General features: G+C 43.9%; 19 protein-coding genes. 16 read left to right on the forward strand and 3 right to left on the reverse strand.

Annotation, left to right across the window (positions count from 1 at the left end; translation table 11 throughout):
- Positions 1 to 122: 122 nt before the first annotated feature.
- The 4 genes from A5882_RS06145 to truA all read left to right on the forward strand — a co-directional run bounded on the left by A5882_RS06145 (position 123) and on the right by truA (position 3,490).
- Positions 123 to 959 (forward strand): energy-coupling factor ABC transporter ATP-binding protein, encoded by an 837-nt coding sequence (locus A5882_RS06145; RefSeq protein ID WP_005227109.1) that lies wholly within the window; start codon positions 123 to 125, stop codon positions 957 to 959.
- Positions 935 to 1,801: an energy-coupling factor ABC transporter ATP-binding protein gene (locus A5882_RS06150; RefSeq protein ID WP_008376364.1), complete on the forward strand. Its 867-nt coding sequence runs from the start codon at positions 935 to 937 to the stop codon at positions 1,799 to 1,801. The genes A5882_RS06145 and A5882_RS06150 overlap by 25 nt, the downstream gene beginning before the upstream one ends.
- Positions 1,791 to 2,588 carry an energy-coupling factor transporter transmembrane protein EcfT gene (locus A5882_RS06155; protein WP_005227113.1) on the forward strand — a complete coding sequence of 266 codons (798 nt, stop codon included), beginning with the start codon at positions 1,791 to 1,793 and terminating at the stop codon, positions 2,586 to 2,588. Before A5882_RS06150 ends, A5882_RS06155 begins: the two co-directional genes overlap by 11 nt.
- A 155-nt stretch (positions 2,589 to 2,743) precedes the next feature.
- Positions 2,744 to 3,490, forward strand: coding sequence for a tRNA pseudouridine(38-40) synthase TruA (gene truA / locus A5882_RS06160; RefSeq protein ID WP_008376361.1), 747 nt, complete (start codon positions 2,744 to 2,746; stop codon positions 3,488 to 3,490).
- Positions 3,491 to 3,547: 57 nt separating this feature from the next.
- Here the strand turns inward: truA and A5882_RS06165 are convergent, their stop codons facing one another.
- Entirely contained in the window at positions 3,548 to 4,861 is a 1,314-nt protein-coding gene (locus A5882_RS06165) for an MFS transporter (RefSeq protein ID WP_086298992.1), read from the reverse strand.
- A 302-nt stretch (positions 4,862 to 5,163) separates the two neighbouring features.
- On the opposite strand from A5882_RS06165, the gene A5882_RS06170 reads away from it, so the two are divergent.
- Positions 5,164 to 6,150 carry an Rgg/GadR/MutR family transcriptional regulator gene (locus tag A5882_RS06170; protein ID WP_086298993.1) on the forward strand — a complete coding sequence of 329 codons (987 nt, stop codon included), beginning with the start codon at positions 5,164 to 5,166 and terminating at the stop codon, positions 6,148 to 6,150.
- 208 nt (positions 6,151 to 6,358) lie between these two features.
- On the opposite strand, the gene A5882_RS06175 is transcribed toward A5882_RS06170, so the two are convergent.
- Positions 6,359 to 9,007, reverse strand: coding sequence for a YfhO family protein (locus tag A5882_RS06175; RefSeq protein WP_086372536.1), 2,649 nt, complete (start codon positions 9,005 to 9,007; stop codon positions 6,359 to 6,361).
- A gap of 163 nt (positions 9,008 to 9,170) precedes the next feature.
- Positions 9,171 to 9,359 carry a 50S ribosomal protein L28 gene (gene rpmB, locus A5882_RS06185; protein WP_005232504.1) on the reverse strand — a complete coding sequence of 63 codons (189 nt, stop codon included), beginning with the start codon at positions 9,357 to 9,359 and terminating at the stop codon, positions 9,171 to 9,173.
- A gap of 266 nt (positions 9,360 to 9,625) precedes the next feature.
- Between rpmB and A5882_RS06195 the strand changes: the two genes are divergently transcribed.
- From A5882_RS06195 to rnc, 11 genes are all read left to right on the forward strand, one after another.
- Positions 9,626 to 9,988 (forward strand): Asp23/Gls24 family envelope stress response protein, encoded by a 363-nt coding sequence (locus A5882_RS06195; protein WP_005227125.1) that lies wholly within the window; start codon positions 9,626 to 9,628, stop codon positions 9,986 to 9,988.
- A 46-nt stretch (positions 9,989 to 10,034) separates the two neighbouring features.
- Entirely contained in the window at positions 10,035 to 11,717 is a 1,683-nt protein-coding gene (locus A5882_RS06200; RefSeq protein WP_005232500.1) for a DAK2 domain-containing protein, read from the forward strand.
- Positions 11,718 to 11,794: 77 nt separating this feature from the next.
- Positions 11,795 to 13,861 carry an ATP-dependent DNA helicase RecG gene (gene recG, locus A5882_RS06205; RefSeq protein ID WP_254904959.1) on the forward strand — a complete coding sequence of 689 codons (2,067 nt, stop codon included), beginning with the start codon at positions 11,795 to 11,797 and terminating at the stop codon, positions 13,859 to 13,861.
- Between the two features lie 45 nt (positions 13,862 to 13,906).
- On the forward strand, positions 13,907 to 14,926 hold the full coding sequence (plsX, locus tag A5882_RS06210; RefSeq protein WP_086372537.1) for a phosphate acyltransferase PlsX: 1,020 nt from the start codon (positions 13,907 to 13,909) through the stop codon (positions 14,924 to 14,926).
- Between the two features lie 110 nt (positions 14,927 to 15,036).
- Positions 15,037 to 15,279 carry an acyl carrier protein gene (gene acpP / locus A5882_RS06215; protein ID WP_005227129.1) on the forward strand — a complete coding sequence of 81 codons (243 nt, stop codon included), beginning with the start codon at positions 15,037 to 15,039 and terminating at the stop codon, positions 15,277 to 15,279.
- 322 nt (positions 15,280 to 15,601) lie between these two features.
- Entirely contained in the window at positions 15,602 to 16,609 is a 1,008-nt protein-coding gene (locus A5882_RS06220; protein WP_005232494.1) for an ABC transporter ATP-binding protein, read from the forward strand.
- Positions 16,610 to 17,554, forward strand: coding sequence for an ABC transporter ATP-binding protein (locus tag A5882_RS06225; protein ID WP_005232492.1), 945 nt, complete (start codon positions 16,610 to 16,612; stop codon positions 17,552 to 17,554).
- Positions 17,554 to 18,510 carry an oligopeptide ABC transporter permease gene (gene opp4B, locus A5882_RS06230; protein WP_005227132.1) on the forward strand — a complete coding sequence of 319 codons (957 nt, stop codon included), beginning with the start codon at positions 17,554 to 17,556 and terminating at the stop codon, positions 18,508 to 18,510. The genes A5882_RS06225 and opp4B overlap by 1 nt, the downstream gene beginning before the upstream one ends.
- Positions 18,511 to 18,525: 15 nt before the next feature.
- Positions 18,526 to 19,443 carry an ABC transporter permease gene (locus tag A5882_RS06235; protein ID WP_005227133.1) on the forward strand — a complete coding sequence of 306 codons (918 nt, stop codon included), beginning with the start codon at positions 18,526 to 18,528 and terminating at the stop codon, positions 19,441 to 19,443.
- Between the two features lie 16 nt (positions 19,444 to 19,459).
- Positions 19,460 to 21,244 carry an oligopeptide ABC transporter substrate-binding protein gene (locus A5882_RS06240; RefSeq protein WP_008376345.1) on the forward strand — a complete coding sequence of 595 codons (1,785 nt, stop codon included), beginning with the start codon at positions 19,460 to 19,462 and terminating at the stop codon, positions 21,242 to 21,244.
- Between the two features lie 213 nt (positions 21,245 to 21,457).
- Entirely contained in the window at positions 21,458 to 22,150 is a 693-nt protein-coding gene (gene rnc / locus A5882_RS06250) for a ribonuclease III (RefSeq protein ID WP_005227136.1), read from the forward strand.
- Positions 22,151 to 22,153: the final 3 nt, after the last annotated feature.

The raw sequence follows: 22,153 nt of genomic DNA on the forward strand, positions 1-22,153 counted from the left end.
TGTCAAGACAGGTGATGGCAAGTGAAAAAAAGATCTGGAGACAAATCGTGCGCGAATCATTGAAAAACGTGCGCTTTTTTGGTAGTGTTAGAAAGAATTAATCGCAAATGAAGGAGTCTATCATGAAGCCAATCATTGAATTGAATGCTATTACTGTGCGTTATAGCGAAGAAGAGCGTGCCGCGTTAAATAACGTATCCTTTTCCATCAACAAAGGGGAATGGGTGGCGTTGATCGGCCATAACGGCTCTGGAAAATCAACTTTAGCAAAAACCATCAATGGCTTGATCTTGCCGCAAGAAGGCAGTGTTTCTGTCGGCGAATTGCCTTTGAATGAAGAAAATATCTGGAATATTCGAAAAATGGTCGGTATGGTCTTTCAAAACCCTGACAATCAATTCGTTGGTTCGACGGTGGAAGATGATGTGGCTTTCGGTTTAGAAAATCAAGGAATCCCGCGAGAAGAAATGCTGGTTCGTGTCAAAGACGCTCTGGAACAAGTACGGATGAGCGAGTTTGCGACGCGGGAACCCGCGCGCCTTTCTGGTGGTCAAAAACAACGGGTAGCCATTGCCGGTGTCGTTGCACTGCGCCCGGATATCATCATTCTTGATGAAGCCACTAGTATGCTAGATCCAGAAGGCCGTGAAGAAGTGATCGCAACGATCAAAAAAATCAAAGAGAAAAACAATTTGACCGTGCTATCGATCACCCATGATATTGATGAAGCAGCTAACGCCAATCGGGTGCTGGTGATGCGTCAAGGAGAGCTCGTCCGCGAAGGGACACCAGCAGAGATTTTTTCTGCAGGTCCGGAACTGATTGAGCTAGGCTTAGATCTGCCGTTTCCTGAAAAATTAAAGGCGGCACTAAAACAGCGGGGCGTCACGGTACCACAAGCGTACTTAACTGAAGAAGGGATGGTGGATTGGCTATGGACATCCGTTTTGAACAAGTAGGATTCACCTACCAACCGCATTCTCCGTTTGAACAACGGGTTTTGTTCGATATCGATTTAGAGATCAAAGAAGGCTCTTATACCGCCTTAGTCGGTCATACGGGTAGCGGAAAATCTACGTTGCTGCAGCACTTGAATGCATTATTAAAACCAACGACTGGAACGGTCACGATCGGTGAGCGAGTCATCAAACCCGAGTCAGACAACAAAAATCTAAAACCGTTACGTAAAAAAGTCGGGATCGTTTTTCAATTTCCTGAATCCCAATTATTTGAAGAAACCGTTGCGAGAGATATCGCTTTTGGACCGAAAAACTTTGGCATCTCCGAAGAAGAAGCCAAAGGTTTAGCCCAAGAATACATTCAATTGGTAGGTTTAGATGAAAGTTTTCTGGAACGTTCACCATTTGACCTTTCAGGGGGCCAAATGCGCCGTGTAGCGATTGCTGGAGTCTTAGCTATGGAACCAGAAGTTTTGGTCTTAGATGAGCCGACAGCTGGCTTAGATCCACAAGGACGCAAAGAGATGATGGAAATGTTTGATCGCCTGCATCGGGAAAAGAACATGACGATCATTTTAGTGACCCACTTGATGGATGATGTGGCGAACTATGCTGATTATGTCTATGTGTTAGAAAAGGGACGTCTCGTCAAAGCCGGCACGCCGTCCGTTGTGTTTCAAGACACTGCTTGGCTGCAAGAAAAGCAGTTGGGGGTACCGACAGCAACCGCATTTGCGGAGCAACTACAAGCCAGAGGATTGGCATTTGAGCAGTTGCCGCTAACGGCTGATGAACTGGCAGATGTTTTAGTAGCAAAGGGGGCGACTGCCCATGATGAATAAACTGATTTTCGGTCGTTTTATTCCCGGGGACTCCTTGATCCACCGTTTAGATCCACGGGTCAAATTGATTGCTAGTTTTTATTTTATCGCGATTATCTTTTTGGCGAATAATTGGCAAAGCTATTTATTAGCGGGGGCTTTTACGCTTTTTTGTATCTCTTTTTCAAAAATTGATTTTGGCTTCTTTATTCGCGGCGTACGTCCTTTGATTTGGCTGATTTTGTTTACCGTGGCGTTACAGATTTTATTTACTACCGGCGGTGACGTCTATTGGTCTTGGTGGATCTTTAACATCACAGAATTTGGTGTCCAAAATGGGATCTTTATTTTTTGTCGTTTTGTTTTGATCATTTTCATGTCGACTCTGTTGACGTTAACGACGCCCCCATTAGAGCTTTCAGATGCGATCGAATACATTTTGCGTCCTTTAAAAGCGATCCGTTTCCCTGTCCATGAAATCTCACTGATGCTGTCGATTGCGTTGCGCTTTGTACCAACCTTGATGGATGAAACAGAAAAAATTATGAATGCTCAGCGTGCCCGCGGGGTCGATTTCGGCGAAGGGGGACTGTTGCAGAAGATGAAGGCGATCGTTCCTTTATTGATTCCTTTATTTGTCAGCAGCTTTAACCGTGCGGAAGATCTAGCTACCGCTATGGAAGCCAGAGGCTATCAAGGCGGCGAAGGGCGTACCAAGTATCGTATTTTGCACTGGCACCAACGGGACACATTGGTTGTCATCGTTTTTGCGCTCTTTACAGTAGCGTTAGTGTTCTTAAGAGGATAATCGAAGACCTATGATTGAAGTCAACCCACGAAAGGTTCTTAACGAAGCAACGAGACTGCTCGCAATCCCAGCGGCTGGTTCGAAAAGGCCTGTCGATCGATCAGACTTTTCTCATAGGCCTTTTTTTGAAAAAATAGAAAGAAACAGGTGATTCAATGGTCCGCTATAAAGCGACGATCGCTTATGATGGCACGAATTTTCAAGGATTTCAACGTCAACCCAATGGACGAACGGTTCAAGAAGAGATTGAAAAGACATTAACGAAGATGAACAATGGTCAGCCGATTCAGATTCATGGCTCTGGCCGCACCGATGCGGGTGTCCATGCGCAAGGGCAAGTGATCCACTTCGATTTCCCTCAAAAGCGTCCACTGGAAAAAATGCGCTTTGGTTTAGATACCCAAACGCCAGAAGATGTTGCGGTAAAATCGGTGGAGATCGTTGACGATACCTTCCATGCCCGCTACTTAGTCATTGAAAAAACCTACCAGTTTCGGGTAGACATTGGGAAGCCCCGCAGTCCTTTCCGCCGTCATTATGCAAGTTATTATCCGTATCCGCTAGATTTGGAAAAAATCCAACGGGCGTTGCCAGATTTTTTAGGCACCCATGACTTTACCAGTTTTTGTGCGACGGGCAGTTCAGTCGATGACAAGACGCGGACGATCCATGAGGCGTCCATGGCGGTCAATGACGCTGGAGATGAGTTGATTTTTACCTTTCGCGGCGATGGATTTTTGTACAAGATGATCCGGATCATGGTGGGCACATTGCTGAAAATCGGCAATGGACGGATCGCACCTGACAGCATTCCTGCAATCATTGCGCAAAAAGACCGAAATGCGGCAGGTCCCACGGCTCATCCAGAAGGATTGTATTTGGTTCATGTTGCTTATGAATAAGGAAAAACACAAGCTTCGCTGCTCTTACACAACAAGAGAAAGCGAAAGCTTGTGTTTTTATTTTTTCTCAGGCAAAACAGAGGTGGTTTCTTGCCAATCTTCAGTCCTTGCCGTCGCGTTTTTAGGCGCAGCAGTGGTGGGTGTTTTTTCCAAGGTACCGGCAGCGACTAAGGCGGCGATGGCTACCAAAAATGCGAAAAGCAAGTAAAGCAGCCAGCTCCAAGCAACGTGATAGCGATTGCCGATGCCTAAAAAGATCATTTGTCCGACAGGTCCCCCTAGCATTACAATGGTGGAAAAGATCCCGCTGCTGATGGCGAGATGTTCTTCATCAATCTCACGAATCAGATGTGCCGAAAAACGTGGATTGATTTTTCCAATCAGATAGCCTTCAGCAAAGAGCAGCGCAATCATGAGCCAACGGTTATGCAGGAAGAGAAAATTCAAGGTCAACAGACATAAAACGAAAGAGGTATACGCAATCAAGCGAACCAGACCGGTATTCTTGAACCAGTCGGCAGCAAACAAGGCGCCAGCGACCATACCGATCGAAGTAGCGATGCCTGCCATCGCAACGGTGTTGCCATAAGTGGCAAACCAAAGCGCAAGGTCATCCAACAGCTGGAGATTTAGTAGACCGCTCGTACTAGCAGCTAAGGTATTGATCAGTAAGGCAAAGAGGATCATCTTTTTAAGAAAAGCCGTACCAGTCAATAATTTAAAAGTATCCGAGAAATTCTGAAAGAGTGGTGTTGCTGCTTGATTGATTTTCCCTGGCACCGCATAGAAGAGCGAGCGGTTCCAGAAGATCACGATCGCGGCTAAGAAAAACGTCACGGCATTGATCAAACCAAAAGCCGCAAAATTATTATTCAGTAAAATGATACCCCAAGCACCGATGCCTTGAAAGACGATTTGAACGGTGGTTTGACACGCCATTTGAAAGCCCATGGCACTGTCTAAGGAATCAGCAGGCACAAGACGGCGAACATAGGGCAGCTGTAACCCAGAACAATAAGCGCCCAAACAATCAGATACAATGTTGATGCCTAGCAAAAGGAAGAAAGACCATAAACTAGGCGGCAGTTGGATCAAAAAAGCGAGTGCCACGAAAAGGACTCCTTGTAATAGTCGACTGCTGATCATCCATTGCACTTTGTTTTTGGTACGATCGGCTAGATAGCCGGTCAGGATCCGTAAGAGATCAGGGATCAGCAGTGCCATGGAGGCTAAGGAAACAGCAAGGGCATTAAAGGGTAAAGTACTGGCATAAACTACAAAGACGATATTAAATAAACTCATGCCGATACCGCTGAGTAAGGCGGCGTTGACTAAGGCACGATAGCCGTTGTTTTGTTGATATTCTTTCATCGAAATCATCCTTTCACGTTCTACGTTGTAAAATCAGTATAGGATGCTTTATACTAAGAGAAGAAAATAATCCACTATAGTGGAATTTAAATGTACCAGGAGCATACCAGAGGTTACTGTCACGAGTGATTAGCAGTTAAAAGAGTGGCATGTAAATAAGGTGCCGCAGATTTTGCTCCTCAACATTTTATAGGTTTGAATCTAAACTTGAATCTAGAACAGGAAAATTTAATTGCGGAGCTTCATTCGTGAAGTGGGATTGGTTTGGTGTTTGTAGACCGATCGTTGTGAGGAGGATGGTTATGGAAGAAGGAAAACTGTACCGACAATTGCGCAAAGAGCGCGGCTATACGATCGCTCACGTGGCGGATGAACAAAACAGTCGCTCGTTTATCAGTAAATTTGAGCAAGGTGCTTCAAGTATCAGTATTCATCGATTGGAACGCTTATTAGAAAATATCCATGTCACAGTGGAGGAGTTTTATTATTTGCGTGCGCAACAAAAGGGCGTAAAAGGTCACGACAACCTGATGAGCTTTCCCAGCTATATGACGAGCGAATTTATGGATTTACTGGATCGAATTTTAGGGATCAACAAAGAAGCTTATTTGAGTAACGCCCACGCCCAGAGAAGCAAAGAAGGGCTGGAGGAAATGCGTAGCGAACTGATCGCCGCTTCCAAACAGCATTCTTTTGTTTTTCTGTACCTTGAGATCACAAAGGAGATACATGAAATCAATCTCTCAGGTCCTAAACCCGATCACTCTTCTGGCGACTATATGGAAAAGCTTCGCACCAAAACCCGCCCCGTCATTTCCTACCTTACGAAAGTAGACAACTGGGGCGTTTATGAGATTTTGCTGTTTCGTTATTTTCAATTCTTGTTTCCTGTCGAAACCTCCTATCACTTACTGCAGATCGCTATCTCTCGCACAAAAAAAGAACAAGGTTTGTCCTTGATGCGAGAAATTCAAATGGATTTGATTTTTAGTTGTTTTACGACGTTTGTCAATTTTCGCCGCCTGGAGTGGGCAAAAGAGGTGTTGACCATTGCAGAGGAATTATTGGCAGATCGCGGAGACATGCTAAACAGTACGCATCTTCTTTGCTATCAAGGATGGTACTGGTATATTTATGGCGATCAAGAAAAAGGACTGTTGAAAATCGATCAAGGGCTTTCGATCTTTCGCGTCTTAAAACAAACCAAAATGGTTAAATTATGGGAGCGATCGTTGCACTCCATCAAGAAAAATGCGGAAGAACCCAACAGTTATCTTATGTTTCGCTAAACGCTCTAAGGGCTAACGGGCTAGGCATTGCTCCCCGAATCGAAGGGGATCTAGCGGGTAATGGATGCTAAGACCACTAGAGCGAACAACTGCGGAACCTGAGCACAAAAAAGAACCAAACTCACCGATCATTGAGCGACACCCATAAGTCAGCTTTTGCTCTAACTTAAGGAGATCGCCTCAAAAAGACGAGTTGGTTCTTTTTCGATTAGGTTTCTGGTGGTTGATCCATGAGTTGGCGTTGGTTGTCCAAGACTTGCTTTTTGGCTACTTGTTTCTGGTAAAACCAAGCAAACAAGATAAACAATGCGATGCAGCCAAAGAACAAGCAAACACCGATAACAAAGCCTTGCGGCAAGAAGGAGAGTTCCAAGTGATGGGTGCCACTTGGGATCGTCACACTGATAAAGCCATCTTGAAAGGCCGTGATTGGGACTTCTTTGCCGTCAAGCGTAGCAGTCCAGCCCTTGTCATAAGGGATGGTTGTTACAAGCTGCTGCTCTTTTTCAGTCGTGATGTCGGCTTTGGCACTGCGTTTGCCGACCGTCATAGCGACCCCTCGTTCTTGGATCGCATCAATTGCTTGTTGGTAGGCGTTGGTATCCAAGGTCACGACTTGCGGGTTTTGGAAGGAGATTTCAGGCGTTCCGTAGAAGCTGACGGTGAATTGAACCGTCGTATCGGTCTCATAATGTCCTAAGTCGTAGTATTGACCGTTGATACTGATTTGCGTTTCTCGCTGCTGACCGTTGACTGTCACGGTGGCAGATGAGCTTTCCAATTCTCCGAAGTTGGCAGGGAAGAGACTCAAGTACGCTTGCGAGTTCGCCGGAACCTCCACTTGCCAAGTCACTTCTTTTGCGACATTGCTTTCTTGCTCAGTAAATTTCATATACATGCCGTCATTGGTGATATCTGTATTTTTACTATGGATCACCGTGATCGGCTGAAAGGCAAAATACTCTAAATTTAAATCGGCCAAGCCATTGAAAAGATTTTTCTGGCTCGTCAAGTTGTCGTTTTGCGGCTGTTCAATCGATTCGATGGTCGGTTCAGCCAAGAAACCTAGAGGTAACGCATTTTGATTTTCATAGAGCTTGTATTCACCAGATTCTCCGACTCGTTGAAAGCCGTATTTGGTGAGATTTGGCTTGGAGATATTGTATTTGATTCCTGTAAAAGCATCCATCAGCAAGGTATTATTCGGATAGCGGATATTTAAATTGGTGCCGCGAGACCGAAAGCCCAGCTTATCCAGGTAGCTTGAGGAATTGCGGTTACGAATTGAAGAAAACATGCTGACCCCGCTGTAGCCATAATTGATACTGTCGTTGGAAGAAACAGGATCAAGGTTTTCTAATCGGAAAAAGGTATCATTGTCTTCGTTGGCTTGAGTGACTAGTTTTTTGATGTCCGGATAAGGTTCTGTATACAAACTACGAGAAGCATAGTTCCAATCATTCAAAATTCCGCGAACCATGCCGCTCGTATTGACGGCCATTTCTCCGCAGACGAAGATCAGCATCAAGATCGTCACTCGTTTTTGTGTTAAAAGACCTAATTGCCCGAACCCAATACATAACAAGTAAAGAACAAAGAATACGATCGTTAGCGCAAAGGAAGTAGCGGAAACATATTCATAGGTTCCGGCTCCTTTCAATGCGTAGGAGAGGGCAAATACCACGATCGTAGAAAGACCAATAATGAGAAACAATCCGCGATCTTTTTGCTGAAGTTGCTCCCATCCGTATCCCGCCAGCATGATCACTAAGAAAGAGAACAAATAGGCATAGCGGAAAAGGAACATATTTGGGGCATGCATCCCGTGCCAAAAAAGATTCATCGGCACGATATAAAAACTGGCGATCAAAACAGCAAACATGCCAGCGTATAAGAATTTATCTTTCAAGCGGATTTTCTTCGAAACAAAATATAAAATACACAACAGCAACGGCAATAAGCCGATATAGATGAAGGGAATGGAGCCGTATTTTGTCGTATCGTAAACACCGATCATGTTTTTCATCACGAGATCAAAGACATCGGTGGCTTCGGTTTTAAAGGAAGAAATCGTCGTCAATTCTTCCCCGTTCGACCGCAAATCTAATAAGGCAGGTAAGATGATCACCATTGAGGCGCCGCCAGCTAACAAAGAGGTGATGCCGTAAGGAATGATCGCCCCGCGAGCTTGCTTCCAGTTGCGACCCAATTGAACCAAGAAATACATCACGGAAAAGAGACCGATCATAAAGCCCATGTAAAAACTGGATAAAAATAACAGCAGATAACTGATAAATAACACGACTGTTTTTTTCTTTTTCACTAACCGGTCAATACCTAAAATCACTAGCGGTAGATAGATCATGGCATCAAGCCACATGATCAGTTCCGAATGGGCGGTGATGAAGGACATCAAGGCATAACAGACTGCTAAGGTCACATGCTGCCAACGTTGGATCTTAAAGGTTTGGCTGGCATAGAACCAAAACGCCAAGCCCGCACTGCCGATTTTGATCAAGGTTAAAAAGTACAGCGCATCTGGCATTAGCTGATTTGGGAAAAATAAGACGAGGGGAGTGAAGATTCCCCCTAAATAATAGGAGATCAATGCCAGATAATTTAAGCCTAAAGAGGCGTCCCATGTATAAAAGATACTTTGCTTGCCTAAGAGCATATTGCGAAAGCTGGCATGAAAGTTTGAGAATTGCGAAAAGGCATCACTGGCTAAGACACTGCGGCTGCTGCCGGGGTAGATACCGATGGTCAAATAGATCACTGCCATGATAAGAAACGGCAAGAAGAAACTAGCAAGCATATAAGGCCAATGTTGTTTGGCAAATGTTTTTATTTTCGTCACAAGAAGTCACCTGTTCTTTATCAATTTTTTCTTAGTTTACCACAGGTGAATCGATTAAAAAAACAAAGACCTATTTTCTTTAATGAAAACCTAAGTGAAAGCGCACCAAAGAAAAAAAGGGTACAAAAAAAGCCGTTCAAAACGAACGGCCGAAAAGGTCTAATTATACGCGCTCAACTTTTCCAGATTTCAAAGCACGAGTTGACACCCAAACTTTTTTAGGTTTTCCGTCAATCATAACGCGAACTTTTTGCAAGTTAGGTTTCACAGTACGTTTTGTCGCATTCATTGCGTGAGAACGATTGTTTCCACTTGCAGTTTTACGTCCAGTAAAGTAACAAACTTTAGCCATGTGGTTATTTCCTCCTTTGCCTTGATGTTGGAGCGCTATTTCAGCTCATACCATCTGAATTTATCACAGAAAGGTGAGAAAAGCAAGAGTAATTTTCAAGAAACATTGACTTTTCCCAGTAAACATTGTAAATTAAACAAGGTCGAAATGCAAGACGTTTGGTCAGAAAGCCCCTTTTCATATGTCTCATCCTTTTATTTGCGGTACAGCTATGATAAAATATGTAAGAAGAAAGATGGGTCATGCCCATTGAAGGAGGCTATAAAATGGCTGTAAAAATTCAAACCTCATCAGGTATTATTGAAATCAGCAATGAAGTCATTGCAACAGTGGTCGGAGGCGCAGCAACAGATGTGTTCGGCATTGTTGGTATGGCTAGCAAGAAACAAATCAAAGATAACATCAATGAAATTTTACGAAAAGAAAATTATTCTCGCGGTGTCGTTGTCCGCCAAGAAGAAAACGGCATTGCAGTGGATGTATACACGATTGTTAGCTATGGAACAAAAATTTCCGAAGTTTCCCGCAACGTGCAGGAAAAAGTGAAATACAACTTAGAAACGATGCTAGGTGTATCTGCGAACTCGGTAAATGTATTTGTTCAAGGCGTACGTGTACTGCCAGATTAGGCAAGGGATCCGTTCATGGCGGATGATTTTAAGGAGGACTATCTAAGTGAAGGTAACGAATATCAGCGCAAGTCAGTTTCAAGAAATGGTGCAGGCAGGCGCGGCTCGTCTACAAGTTAATGCAGAGTTTGTCAACTCATTGAATGTGTTTCCTGTTCCAGATGGAGACACCGGGACAAACATGAATCTATCCATGACCAGTGGAGCAAAAGCTGTCGCAGATGCGACTTCAGAAAACGTCGGCGATCTTGCCGCTACACTTTCAAAAGGACTATTGATGGGCGCACGTGGGAATTCCGGCGTCATTTTGTCTCAATTATTCCGCGGTTTTTCTAAAGCTATCCCGACCGCAGAAACACTCACTGCACCAGAATTGGCTCAAGCCTTTACTCATGGAGTAGAAACCGCCTATAAAGCAGTCATGAAACCTGTGGAAGGAACCATCTTGACTGTGGCACGCATCTCAGCTGAATATGGCGAGAAAAAAGCACAAACTACCGATGATTGTATCGAAGTGATGAAAGCCGTGGTTCACGGCGCAAAACGTTCATTGGCGAAAACCCCTGATCTATTGCCCGTCTTAAAAGAAGTCGGCGTGGTAGATAGCGGCGGTCAAGGATTGTTGTTTATCTATGAAGGCTTCTTAAATGCATTGACTGGGGAATACCCAGCCGATGAAATCTTCGAACCTTCCCCAGCGGCTATGGACGAAATGGTAAATGCCGAACATCATCGCAGCGTTCAAGGGCACTTAGCGACAGAAGACATCACCTTTGGTTACTGTACAGAAATCATGGTGAAGATCGGTGAAGGTCCGACTGTAGATAGTGAATTTGATTATGAAACATTCCGTAATTACTTAAACGAGTTAGGGGATTCCTTATTAGTGGTCAATGACGATGAGATCATCAAAGTCCATGTCCATACGGAACATCCCGGCGAAGTTATGAATTATGGTCAAAAATTCGGTTCGTTGGTGAAAATCAAAGTCGATAACATGCGTCTTCAGCATGAAACGATCTTGGAACACGATCAGCAAGAAGCAAAAACTGCACCAGTAAAACGTCCGCGGACACCATTTGCGATCATCGCGATCGCGGCTGGCGAAGGCTTGAAAGAATTGTTTACTAGCCTAGGCGCTTCTTATGTCATCAGTGGTGGCCAAACGATGAACCCAAGTACAGAAGACATTTTGGTGGCAATCAATGAAGTCAATGCTGATCAAGTGATCGTATTACCGAACAACAAAAATATCTTTATGGCTGCGCAGCAAGCAGCGGAAGTTTCCGAGATTCCAGTAGCAGTTGTTGAAACACGGACGATCTCTCAAGGGATGACGGCGATGCTAGCCTTCCACGAGCAATCCACACTAGCTGAAAACCAGCAAGCGATGACTGATGTCTTAGCAAGTGTTGTCAGTGGCTCAGTGACCCATGCGATTCGTAATACATCAATTGATGGCATCGAAATCACAGAAGGCGACTTCTTAGGAATGGTGGACGGCAAAATCGTTGTTTCTGTTCCTGATCGTTTCTCTGCTTCTATGACTACCTTAGAAAAAATGATCACAGAAGATACTGAGATCGTCACCATCATTATCGGTGAAGAAGGCAAAGCCAAAGAAGCAGCGAAAATCGAAGAAGCGATCGTTGAACTGCATCCTGAGATCGAAGTAGAGATCCATCAAGGAGATCAGCCGGTTTATCCATATCTTTTCTCAGCAGAATAAACAAATTAGGCGGCGGGGGCAAAAATCGTAGATGATTTTTGGCTCCGTCTTTTTCTATGAATGCAGGAACCCCTGCAATGAATCAAAATCACTTTTGGAAAAGGAGGGTACCTATGCTGAATCAGCCACTTACGGTATTAAAGGGTGTCGGAGAAAAACGCGCCCAAGACTTGGCGAGTTTAGGAATCGAAACCATCGAAGACCTGCTAAAGTATTACCCGTTTCGTTATGAAGACATTCAAGAACGGCAATTAGCGGAGATTCAAGACCAAGAAAAAGTAACGATCAAGGGGATCGTCGTTTCCCCACCGGTCGTCAATCGCTTTGGTTACAAGAAAAGTCGGTTGCAATTTCGCATGATGCAAGACCACGATGTCTTTAATGTCTCCTTTTTCAATCAGCCTTATTTGAAGGATAAAGTAGAGGTCTCAGAAGAGATCGCCGTCTATGGCAAATGGGACGCCAAACGCAAAGGACTGACGGGAATGAAAATTCTCGGCAGCAAGAGCGCAGAAGACTTTGCCCCAATTTATCATGTCAATAAAGCCGTGCGTCAAAGTGTGTTGATCGAACTGATCAAACAGGCATTCCTTGATTTTGGTGATCAGATCACGGAGATCTTGCCTTTGTCATTGATCGAAAAATATCGGTTGTTGGATCGAAAATCCGCGATGTTTGCAATGCATTTTCCCAAAGATCCCCAAGAGAGCCATCAAGCGAAGCGTCGGGTGATTTTTGAAGAGTTTTTTTTGTTCCAAATGCAGATCCAAGGACTGAAGAAAAGCGAAAAAGCCGAGAAAAACGGCTTGGCGATCGATTATGATGTGCAACGCTTGAAAGAATTTACTCGTAAACTGCCCTTTGAATTGACGAATGCGCAAAAGCGCGTGACCAATGAAATCTGCCATGACCTGAAAAGTCCGCAGCACATGCAGCGGCTCTTGCAAGGAGATGTAGGGAGCGGGAAAACAGTCGTTGCGGCGATCGCCCTCTATGCTACGATGACGGCTGGCTTTCAGGGCGCACTGATGGTGCCGACTGAGATTTTGGCCCAACAGCACCTAGAGAGCTTGAATCAACTCTTTGACCCCTTAGAAGTGACCACCGCTCTTTTAACAGGCTCGACCAAACCAAAAGAACGGCGGGTCATCTTAGAACAATTAGCAGCTGGGGAGATCGACATCATCGTTGGGACCCATGCGCTGATCCAAGAAGGGGTAGACTTTGCACATCTTGGCTTAGTCATCACCGATGAACAACACCGTTTCGGGGTTAATCAGCGAAAAGTCTTAAGGGAAAAAGGCTATCTGCCTGATGTACTCTTTATGACCGCCACGCCGATCCCTCGTACGCTAGCGATCACGGCTTATGGCGAAATGGATGTTTCGGTGATCGATGAGATGCCGGCAGGACGGATTCCTGTAGAGACTCGCTGGGTCCGGCCACCGCAGTTTGAATCGATCTTAGAGTGGGCGCAAAAAGAATTGGCCCAAGGGCATCAGATGTATGTCATCTGTCCTTTGATCGAAGAATCCGAAATGCTGGATGTCAAGAATGCCACGGAGATTTATGAGCAGCTGCAAAGTTATTTTTCCCCAACCTATCAAGTAGGGATGTTGCACGGGAAAATGAAGAATCAAGAAAAAGACACTATTATGGAAGCATTCAAAGAAAATCAACTGCAGATCTTGGTTTCCACGACGGTCATCGAAGTAGGGGTCAATGTTCCCAATGCGACAGTGATGCTGATCATCGATGCTGATCGTTTCGGATTAGCCCAGCTCCACCAATTACGTGGACGGGTAGGACGCGGCGCCGATGCTTCTTACTGTATTTTGATCGCGAACCCGAAAAATGAGACGGGGGTCGAACGAATGAAAATCATGACAGAAACCACCAACGGCTTTGTAGTCAGCGAAAAAGACCTGCAGTTGCGGGGGCCAGGAGAAGTCTTCGGCAATCGACAATCGGGCTTGCCAGAGTTTGCGGCTGCCGATTTGGTCGCGGATGCCCATATTCTAGAAGTGGCACAAGTCGAAGCTACCCAGCTTTGGCAAAAAAACAGCTGGCAGCTGTTGCCAGAATTTTCGGCATTGGCGAACTATTTGGCAGCAAAAAAAGCAGACAAACAATTTTTTGATTAAAGAATATGCTATACTGATTGGGAAAATGAAGGGAGTGGCAGCGAGATGCGGATTGCTGTTGATGCAATGGGCGGAGACAACGCCCCAAAAGCGATCGTAGAAGGAGTCATGCTGGCGAAAAAAGACTTTCCAGAGATTGAATTCCTCCTTTACGGAAAAGAAAATGAAATCAAAAAATACATGACGGATGATAAAAATGTCACTATCATCCACACAGATGAAAAAATCAATAGTGATGACGAACCCGTCAAAGCAATCAGACGGAAAAAAACCGCTTCAATGGTCTTAGCGGCACAAGCAGTGAAAAATGGCGAAGCAGATGCGATTTTTTCAGCTGGAAATACCGGTGCCTTGTTAGCGGCTGGTTTGTTTATCGTCGGTCGGATCAAAGGAATCGATCGTCCAGGATTAATGTCCACAATGCCAGTGATCGGCAAAGATGCTGGCTTTGATATGCTGGATCTAGGTGCCAATGCCGACAATAAACCAGAACATTTGGCAAACTATGCCGTCTTAGGATCCTTTTACGCCCAAAAAGTTCGTGGGATCAATCGACCACGGGTCGGCTTATTAAATAACGGAACGGAAGAAACCAAAGGTAGTGAATTAACGAAAAAAGCCTTTGAACTGCTGTCAGCGGATCCTACGATCCACTTTATCGGCAATGTCGAAGCCCGGGAATTACTGGATGGTACAGCTGACGTCGTCGTGACAGATGGCTTTACTGGGAACGCTGTTTTGAAATCGATCGAAGGAACCGCCTTGAACTTGATGGCGTTGTTGAAACAATCGATTCTTGATTCAGGTACCAAAGGGAAATTAGGCGCATTGTTACTGAAAGATGCATTGCGGAAAGTGAAAAATGAAATGGATTATGCGAAACATGGCGGGGCCGTATTGTTTGGTTTGAAAGCACCAGTCATCAAAACCCATGGTGCGACAGGACCAGAAGCGGTAGCGTACACCATCAAGCAGATCCATACGATGCTAGCAACAGATGTCGTGGCACAATTGGTCGCCCACTTTGAAGAAATGCCGGCTGCAAAAGACGAAACGCAATCATAATGCAATCATTGTAATGAAATTGCAAAAAAATCTAGACAAAAAGCATAGAAAGCAGTACAATGTTTGTTAGCCATTCTATGTTTTGTGCAAACGCGTGGAGGTGAAGCCAGTTGACACGAGATGAAGTATTCAAGAAAGTTGCGGTCGTGATCGCCAATCATTTTGAAATTGACGCAGAGAACGTAACGGATACGATGAGCATTAAAGACGACTTGAACGCTGATTCGATCAGTGTGATGGAATTCGTCCTTGAACTAGAAGATGAATTTGGTACCGAGATTTCTGATGAAGATGCCGAGCAGATCGAAACAGTCGGTGGAGCGGTTGATTATATTTCAAGCCATCTTGCTTAAGACAGACATAAGAGCTAAGTCCTAGATGACTTAGCTCTTTCTTTCTCATAATTGATCCGCTGTGATTTGGGCAGTTTTTCTTTAGAATCGAAATCAAAAAAACGATCGTTAAACCTGACATGACGGCGTTGGAAGCATAATGTAAATTTTCTGAAAATTCAGTGTATTAAGTTTTCTGGGACTTGCATTATTGTTAGCATTTCTATATAATTATTAAGAATATATTATACAATGTTAAGAAAGCTTTTGGAAATGAAATGCATGTTCCTTCTTTTTTACATTAAAACGCAAGACATCTTAGAAAGTAGAGAGGGGTATTCGATTGTCCAGAGATAATCAATTACTAGATGTTCAAAACCTTCACACAGGTTTTCGTATCAAAGACGATTACTATGACGCAGTAGATGGTATTTCTTTTACACTGGATCGTAATGAGATCTTAGCAATCGTAGGAGAATCTGGTTGCGGAAAAAGTACGTTGGCTACAACGATCATGGGGCTACATGACCCAAACAACACGAAAATCACTGGGGAAATCTTATATAAAGATTTAAACTTGTCAAACTTAAATGAAACGTTATACAACAAAATTCGCGGAAATGATATTGGGATGATTTTCCAAGATCCGTTGTCTGCACTGAATCCGTTGATGCGGATCGAAGACCAAATCAAAGAAGGTTTGTCTTATCATACAGATATGAATGCCGAACAGCGCCAAGCACGAGCATTAGAATTATTAGAACAAGTTGGGATTCCAAATCCGCCACGTGTAGGACGTCAATACCCTCATGAATTGTCTGGTGGGATGCGTCAGCGGGTCATCATCGCGATCGCGATTGCTTGTAAACCGCCAATCATCATTGCGGATGAGCCAACGACAGCGTTGGACGTGACGATCCAAGCACAGATCCTTGATCTACTAAAAGATTTGCAAGAAGAAACGCAAACGGGGATCATTTTGATCACCCACGATTTAGGTGTCGTAGCAGAGATGGCCGACCGAGTAGCCGTAATGTATGGGGGACAGTTTGTGGAAGTCGCATCAGCCGAAGAGTTGTTTGCCAATCCGAAACATCCATACACCCGCTCATTGCTTAACTCGATCCCTCAAGAAAATTCTCAAGACAGTGAACTGCATGTGATCGAAGGGGTGGTTCCTTCCTTGAAAAATATGCCTCGGACTGGTTGTCGGTTTGCTGCACGGATTCCTTGGATCCCTGAAAGCGACCACGAAGCAAACCCAGTCTTGCATGAAGTAGCACCTGATCATTTGGTCCGTTGCACATGCTACAAGCATTTTCATTTTAGAGACGAAGAAGGAGAAGTGTAGATGACAGAATTAATTACAATCAAAGATCTGAAAGTCCACTATCCTATTCGCAGCGGATTCTTCAACCGCGTCACGGATCACGTGTACGCCGTTGATGGTGTGGACTTCGTCATTGAAAAAGGAAAAACCTACGGATTGGTTGGTGAGTCTGGTTCTGGTAAATCCACAACTGGGAAAGCTATCGTTGGGTTAGAAAAAATCACTAGCGGCGAAATTATTTATGATGGGCAAGACGTGACTAAACGTTCTGTCCGCAAGAAAATGAACTACAACAAAGATGTCCAAATGATTTTCCAAGATTCAATGTCTAGCTTGAATCCTAAAAAACGTGTGGTGGACATTATCGCAGAACCATTGCGCAACTTTGAACGCTTAAGCGATCAAGAAGAGAAAACACGTGTGAAAAGTTTGTTGGATATCGTTGGGATGCCAGAAGATGCCCTATACAAATATCCGCATGAATTCTCTGGCGGACAACGTCAACGGTTAGGGGTTGCCCGTGCGGTAGCTTCCAATCCAAAACTGATCGTCGCCGATGAGCCGGTTTCAGCTCTTGACTTATCCGTGCAAGCACAGGTACTGAACTTTATGAAACGGATCCAGCAAGAATTCGGCTTAAGTTTCTTATTTATCTCTCATGACTTAGGGGTCGTAAAACATATGTGCGACAATATCGCCATCATGTACAAAGGCCGCTTCGTTGAGATCGGGACACGGGAAGATATCTACCAAGACCCGCGTCACATCTATACAAAACGTTTATTATCAGCGATTCCTCAAATCGACGTAAAAAATCGCGATGCTCACAAAGAAAACCGCCGCAAGGTCGAGTTGGAATATGTGACCCATCAAAAAGATTACTACGACGAATCTGGCAGAGTGTATGACTTGCGTAAAATCACCGAGTCGCACCAAGTCGCATTGAAAAACGGGGGTGCTGAATAATGTGGAAAACAATTCTACGTCGTTTGTTGTTGATGATCCCACAAGTCATTATTTTGAGTATCTTGATTTTCTTGATCGCACAAGCAATGCCTGGGGATCCATTTACTGGTTTGATCAATCCAAACCAAGATCCAGCTGTTATTGAGCGGATGCGTGAAGCCGCTGGTTTGAATGACCCATGGTATACCCAGTATTTCCGTTGGATCGGAAATGCCTTAAAAGGGGACTTTGGACAAAGCTTCATCTTTAAATTGCCTGTTTCAACATTATTAGCAGGACGTATCAGCAATACATTGTGGTTATCCTTATTGACGGTCATTTTGACTTACGTGATTGCCATTCCTTTAGGGATGTGGGCAGGACGTTACCAAAATTCATTGCTTGATAAAGTCGTCGTTGTTTACAACTTCTTCAGTTTCGCCGTACCGTTGTTTATCTTTGCGTTGATCGCATTGTTCATCTTCGGTTACCGATTGGCTTGGTTCCCAACGGGTGGTTCCGTTGCACCGGGGGTCAGCGGCATGGCTGAGTTTTGGAGTCGCTTGTATCACCTACTATTACCGGCAATCACTTCTGCATTATTAGGAACAGCAGTGACGATCCAATACTTGCGAAGTGAAGTCATTGATTCGAAATCATTGGATTTCGTTCGTACCGCTCGTTCAAAAGGGGTACCAACGAACAAAGTCTTCTCACGTCACGTTTTCCGGAATGCATCGTTGCCGATCGCATCACAAATGGGCTACGAGATCACGTCATTGATCGCAGGTTCTGTGGTCATTGAGAAAATCTTCGCCTACCCAGGTGTCGGAAAACTGTTTATCGATAGTATCGTCCAACGGGACTATGCCGTGATCACTTCACTGACATTGATCTTAGGACTAGCGACCTTGATCGGTACGCTGCTGTCAGATATCATCATGAGTATTGTCGATCCAAGAATCAGAATCCAGTAATAGGAGGGGATAAATGTGTCTGAAAAGAAAGAAAAAGTACTAAAACAAGAGAGCATCCCGCCTATGGGATTGAAAATGATTTTTCGCGAATTCTTAAAAGATAAAATGGCGATTTTTTCATTAGTTTTGTTAGTCGCAGTTTTATTATTCGTGTTTATCGGCTCGGCAGTTATCGATCAATCACAAGTGATGCGTGTCAGCATCCTTGATAAATATGCTGTACCTGGCGCGATTTCGCCAAACGGCGGCACCTACCTTTTAGGGGCGGATGAAGGTGGCCGTGATGTTTGGGGACAATTGATCATCGGTGCGCGTAACTCAATCTTGATTGGTTTTTCAATCACGATCATTACGTCGATCGTTGGGGTCGGATTAGGGATCATCTCAGGTTACTACGGCGGCATCATTGATAACATTTTGATGCGTATCGTTGACTTCGTTATGATTTTGCCGATCATGTTGATCATTATCGTTATCGTATCGATCGTACCTCGTTATAACGTTTGGACCTTTATATGGGTCATGAGTGCCTTTTACTGGGTCGGAAAAGCAAGGCTCTTCCGAAGTAAGACCCTTTCAGAAGGCCGTCGCGACTATGTTAGTGCATCGAAAACCCTCGGAACCAATGACTTTGTCATCATGTTCCGCGAAATCATGCCGAACCTTAGCTCATTGATCATCACCAACTTAACAATGAACTTTGCAGCGAATATCGGTATTGAAACGACACTAACATTCTTAGGTTTTGGTCTGCCGACCAATGTTCCAAGTTTGGGAACACTGATCGGATATGCCAGCAGCGGTGATGTGCTGGTCAACAGACAGTGGATCTGGTTACCCGCATCAATTCTAATTTTAGTCTTGATGTTGAGTATCAATTACGTTGGTCAAGCATTTAAGCGTTCAGCGGATGCGCGTCAACGACTAGGATAAACAAGGAGGATACAGGATGAAGAAAAATATTTTTGGTATGGTCACTCTTTTGTCAGTGTTAGCATTGGCAGCTTGTGGCAGCAACGGCGGCGGAACCGATTCTTCTGGTGGCGGCAATGCAGCAAACGATACGGAAGATGTAAGCAACTTCCCAATCGAAGTTAGCAATGATGCAGAGGCAATCGAAGGTGGTACTTTGGATGTTGCAGTAGTGATGGATACGCAATTCCAAGGGTTGTTCCAAACAGAATTTTATCAAGATAACTATGATGCACAATTTATGTTGCCAAGTAATGAAAGTTTATTCGTCAATGACGCTGATTTCAAAATTGTTGACGGCGGGGCTGCAAATCTTGAGCTAGATGAAGACAACAACACAGCAACAATTACTTTACGCGACAACCTGAAATGGTCTGATGGCGAAGATGTTACGGCAGATGATATCATCTTCACATACGAAGTAATTGGTAACAAAGATTATACTGGTATTCGTTATGATAGTAACTTTACTAACATTGTTGGTATGGAAGATTACCATGATGGCAAAGCTGATACTATTTCTGGTATCACCAAAGAAAGTGACAAAGTCGTTAAAATCGAATACAAAGAAGTTCACCCTGGTATGATGCAAGCAGGTGGTGGTATTTGGGCTTCTGCATTACCAAAACACGCCTTTGAAGGAATCGAAGTCAAAGATATGGAATCAAGCGATCAAGTTCGTAAAAATCCAATCGTCTTCGGACCATATGTAATGTCAAATATCGTAGCTGGTGAATCCGTAGAGTACGTTCCAAACGAATACTATTATGGAGATAAGCCAAAACTAGATAAATTATCATTTAAAGCAGTTCCAACTTCATCTATTGTTGAAGCGATGAACGCAAAACAATATGATATGGCTTTATCAATGCCGACAGATACGTATCCTACTTATAAAGATACTGATGGTTATCAAATCTTAGGCCGAACAGATACTGCTTACACCTATTTAGGTTTCAAATTAGGTAAATGGAATGCTGATGAAGGAAAAGTAGAATATAATCCTGATTCAAAAATGGCTGACAAATCATTGCGTCAAGCAATGGGGTATGCATTAGATAATGATGCTGTCGGAAGCCGTTTCTACAATGGCTTGCGTACAAATGCAACGACATTGATCCCACCAGTATTTGGCTCATTACACAATACAGATGTTGAAGGTTATACTTTAAACATCGACAAAGCAAATCAATTACTTGATGATGCTGGCTACAAAGATGTCGATGGCGACGGTATGCGTGAAGACAAAAATGGTGAGAAATTGACCATCAACTTTGCTTCAATGTCCGGTGGCGAAACAGCACAACCGTTAGCAGATTACTACATCCAACAATGGAATGAAATCGGACTTGATGTACAATACACAACAGGTCGCTTGATCGACTTCCAAGCATTCTATGACAAATTGGAAAATGATGATCCTGAGATTGATGTTTACCAAGGTGCATGGAATACTGGCTATGACCCATCACCAATGGGCTTGTATGGACCTAACTCTGCGTTCAACTACACTCGTTTTGAATCAGAAGAAAATACGAAATTGCTAGAAGCAATCGATTCAAAAGATTCGTTTGACGAAGCAAAACGTAAAGAAGCGTTTGATGCATGGCAAGAATATGCTGCTGATGAAGCATTTGTTATCCCAACACTTTACCGTAGTGCGGTGTTACCTGTATCAAATCGTGTCAAAGACTTCACATGGGCCTATGATGTGAATTACAATCCTTGGGCAACAATTTCAGTTACAGCTGAATCTCGTTAATCAATGATCGATGAAAAGACGTCCTTTCTGGGACGTCTTTTTTCTTGTTTTTTTGCAGGTATCTGAGGAAAACAGGCTTTTTTTATACAGGAGAAGAATAAGTAGATAAAATTTTATTACGGTCTTTCCAAGAATTTGGAGGAAACATTTCATAATTCGGCAAAAACCAGTATAATAGGGAAGTGTCGATAAACTAATGAAGGAATGTGACAAATGAATACACAATTAACGAAAGAACTAAAAGAAAAGTTTGATATTGTGTTCCATGATGTAGATCTGCTTGAACAAGCGTTTACGCATTCATCTTATGTGAATGAGCACCGCAACTTGCACTTGTCAGATAACGAACGTTTAGAGTTTTTGGGCGATGCTGTCTTAGAGTTGATCGTTTCACGGTATTTGTATCGTGAATTGCCAGATCTGCCCGAAGGTAAGCTGACGAAGCTACGGGCGGCAATCGTTCGCGAAGACAGTTTATCCATGTTTGCCAAAGATTGCCGATTCGATGAATACATTCGTCTAGGCAAAGGGGAAGAAAACTCTGGCGGTCGTAAACGACCTTCTTTGCTTTGTGATCTATTTGAAGCCTTTTTAGGTGCGTTATACTTGGACCAAGGACTGGAAAGTGTCAGCGGCTTTTTGACGAAAGTTGTTTTTCCAAAAGTAAAAGCAGGTGCTTTTTCCCATGAGATGGATCACAAGACCCGCTTGCAAGAAGTCTTGCAGCGTGGCGGCGATGTTTCCATCAACTATCGTTTGATCAAAGAAGCAGGCCCCGCCCATGAACGGATTTTTTGGACGGAAGTCTATTGCGATGATACCTTGATCGGAAAAGGACAAGGAAAATCGAAGAAATTATCAGAACAGGACGCCGCGGCGAATGCCTTGGCAGATCTTGAACAGTAAGAG

This window comes from Enterococcus sp. 4E1_DIV0656, from assembly GCF_002140695.1.
Taxonomy (GTDB): Bacteria; Bacillota; Bacilli; order Lactobacillales; family Enterococcaceae; genus Enterococcus_D; species Enterococcus_D entomosocium.

Coding starts and splice junctions, on each gene's coding strand:
- A5882_RS06145 (WP_005227109.1), top strand. CDS start 123: ATGAAGCCAATCATTGAATTGAATGCTATTACTGTGCGTTATAGCGAA.
- A5882_RS06150 (WP_008376364.1), top strand. CDS start 935: ATGGACATCCGTTTTGAACAAGTAGGATTCACCTACCAACCGCATTCT.
- A5882_RS06155 (WP_005227113.1), top strand. CDS start 1,791: ATGATGAATAAACTGATTTTCGGTCGTTTTATTCCCGGGGACTCCTTG.
- truA (WP_008376361.1), top strand. CDS start 2,744: ATGGTCCGCTATAAAGCGACGATCGCTTATGATGGCACGAATTTTCAA.
- A5882_RS06165 (WP_086298992.1), bottom strand. CDS start 4,861: ATGAAAGAATATCAACAAAACAACGGCTATCGTGCCTTAGTCAACGCC.
- A5882_RS06170 (WP_086298993.1), top strand. CDS start 5,164: ATGGAAGAAGGAAAACTGTACCGACAATTGCGCAAAGAGCGCGGCTAT.
- rpmB (WP_005232504.1), bottom strand. CDS start 9,359: ATGGCTAAAGTTTGTTACTTTACTGGACGTAAAACTGCAAGTGGAAAC.
- A5882_RS06195 (WP_005227125.1), top strand. CDS start 9,626: ATGGCTGTAAAAATTCAAACCTCATCAGGTATTATTGAAATCAGCAAT.
- recG (WP_254904959.1), top strand. CDS start 11,795: ATGAATCAAAATCACTTTTGGAAAAGGAGGGTACCTATGCTGAATCAG.
- plsX (WP_086372537.1), top strand. CDS start 13,907: ATGCGGATTGCTGTTGATGCAATGGGCGGAGACAACGCCCCAAAAGCG.
- A5882_RS06225 (WP_005232492.1), top strand. CDS start 16,610: ATGACAGAATTAATTACAATCAAAGATCTGAAAGTCCACTATCCTATT.
- opp4B (WP_005227132.1), top strand. CDS start 17,554: ATGTGGAAAACAATTCTACGTCGTTTGTTGTTGATGATCCCACAAGTC.
- A5882_RS06240 (WP_008376345.1), top strand. CDS start 19,460: ATGAAGAAAAATATTTTTGGTATGGTCACTCTTTTGTCAGTGTTAGCA.
- rnc (WP_005227136.1), top strand. CDS start 21,458: ATGAATACACAATTAACGAAAGAACTAAAAGAAAAGTTTGATATTGTG.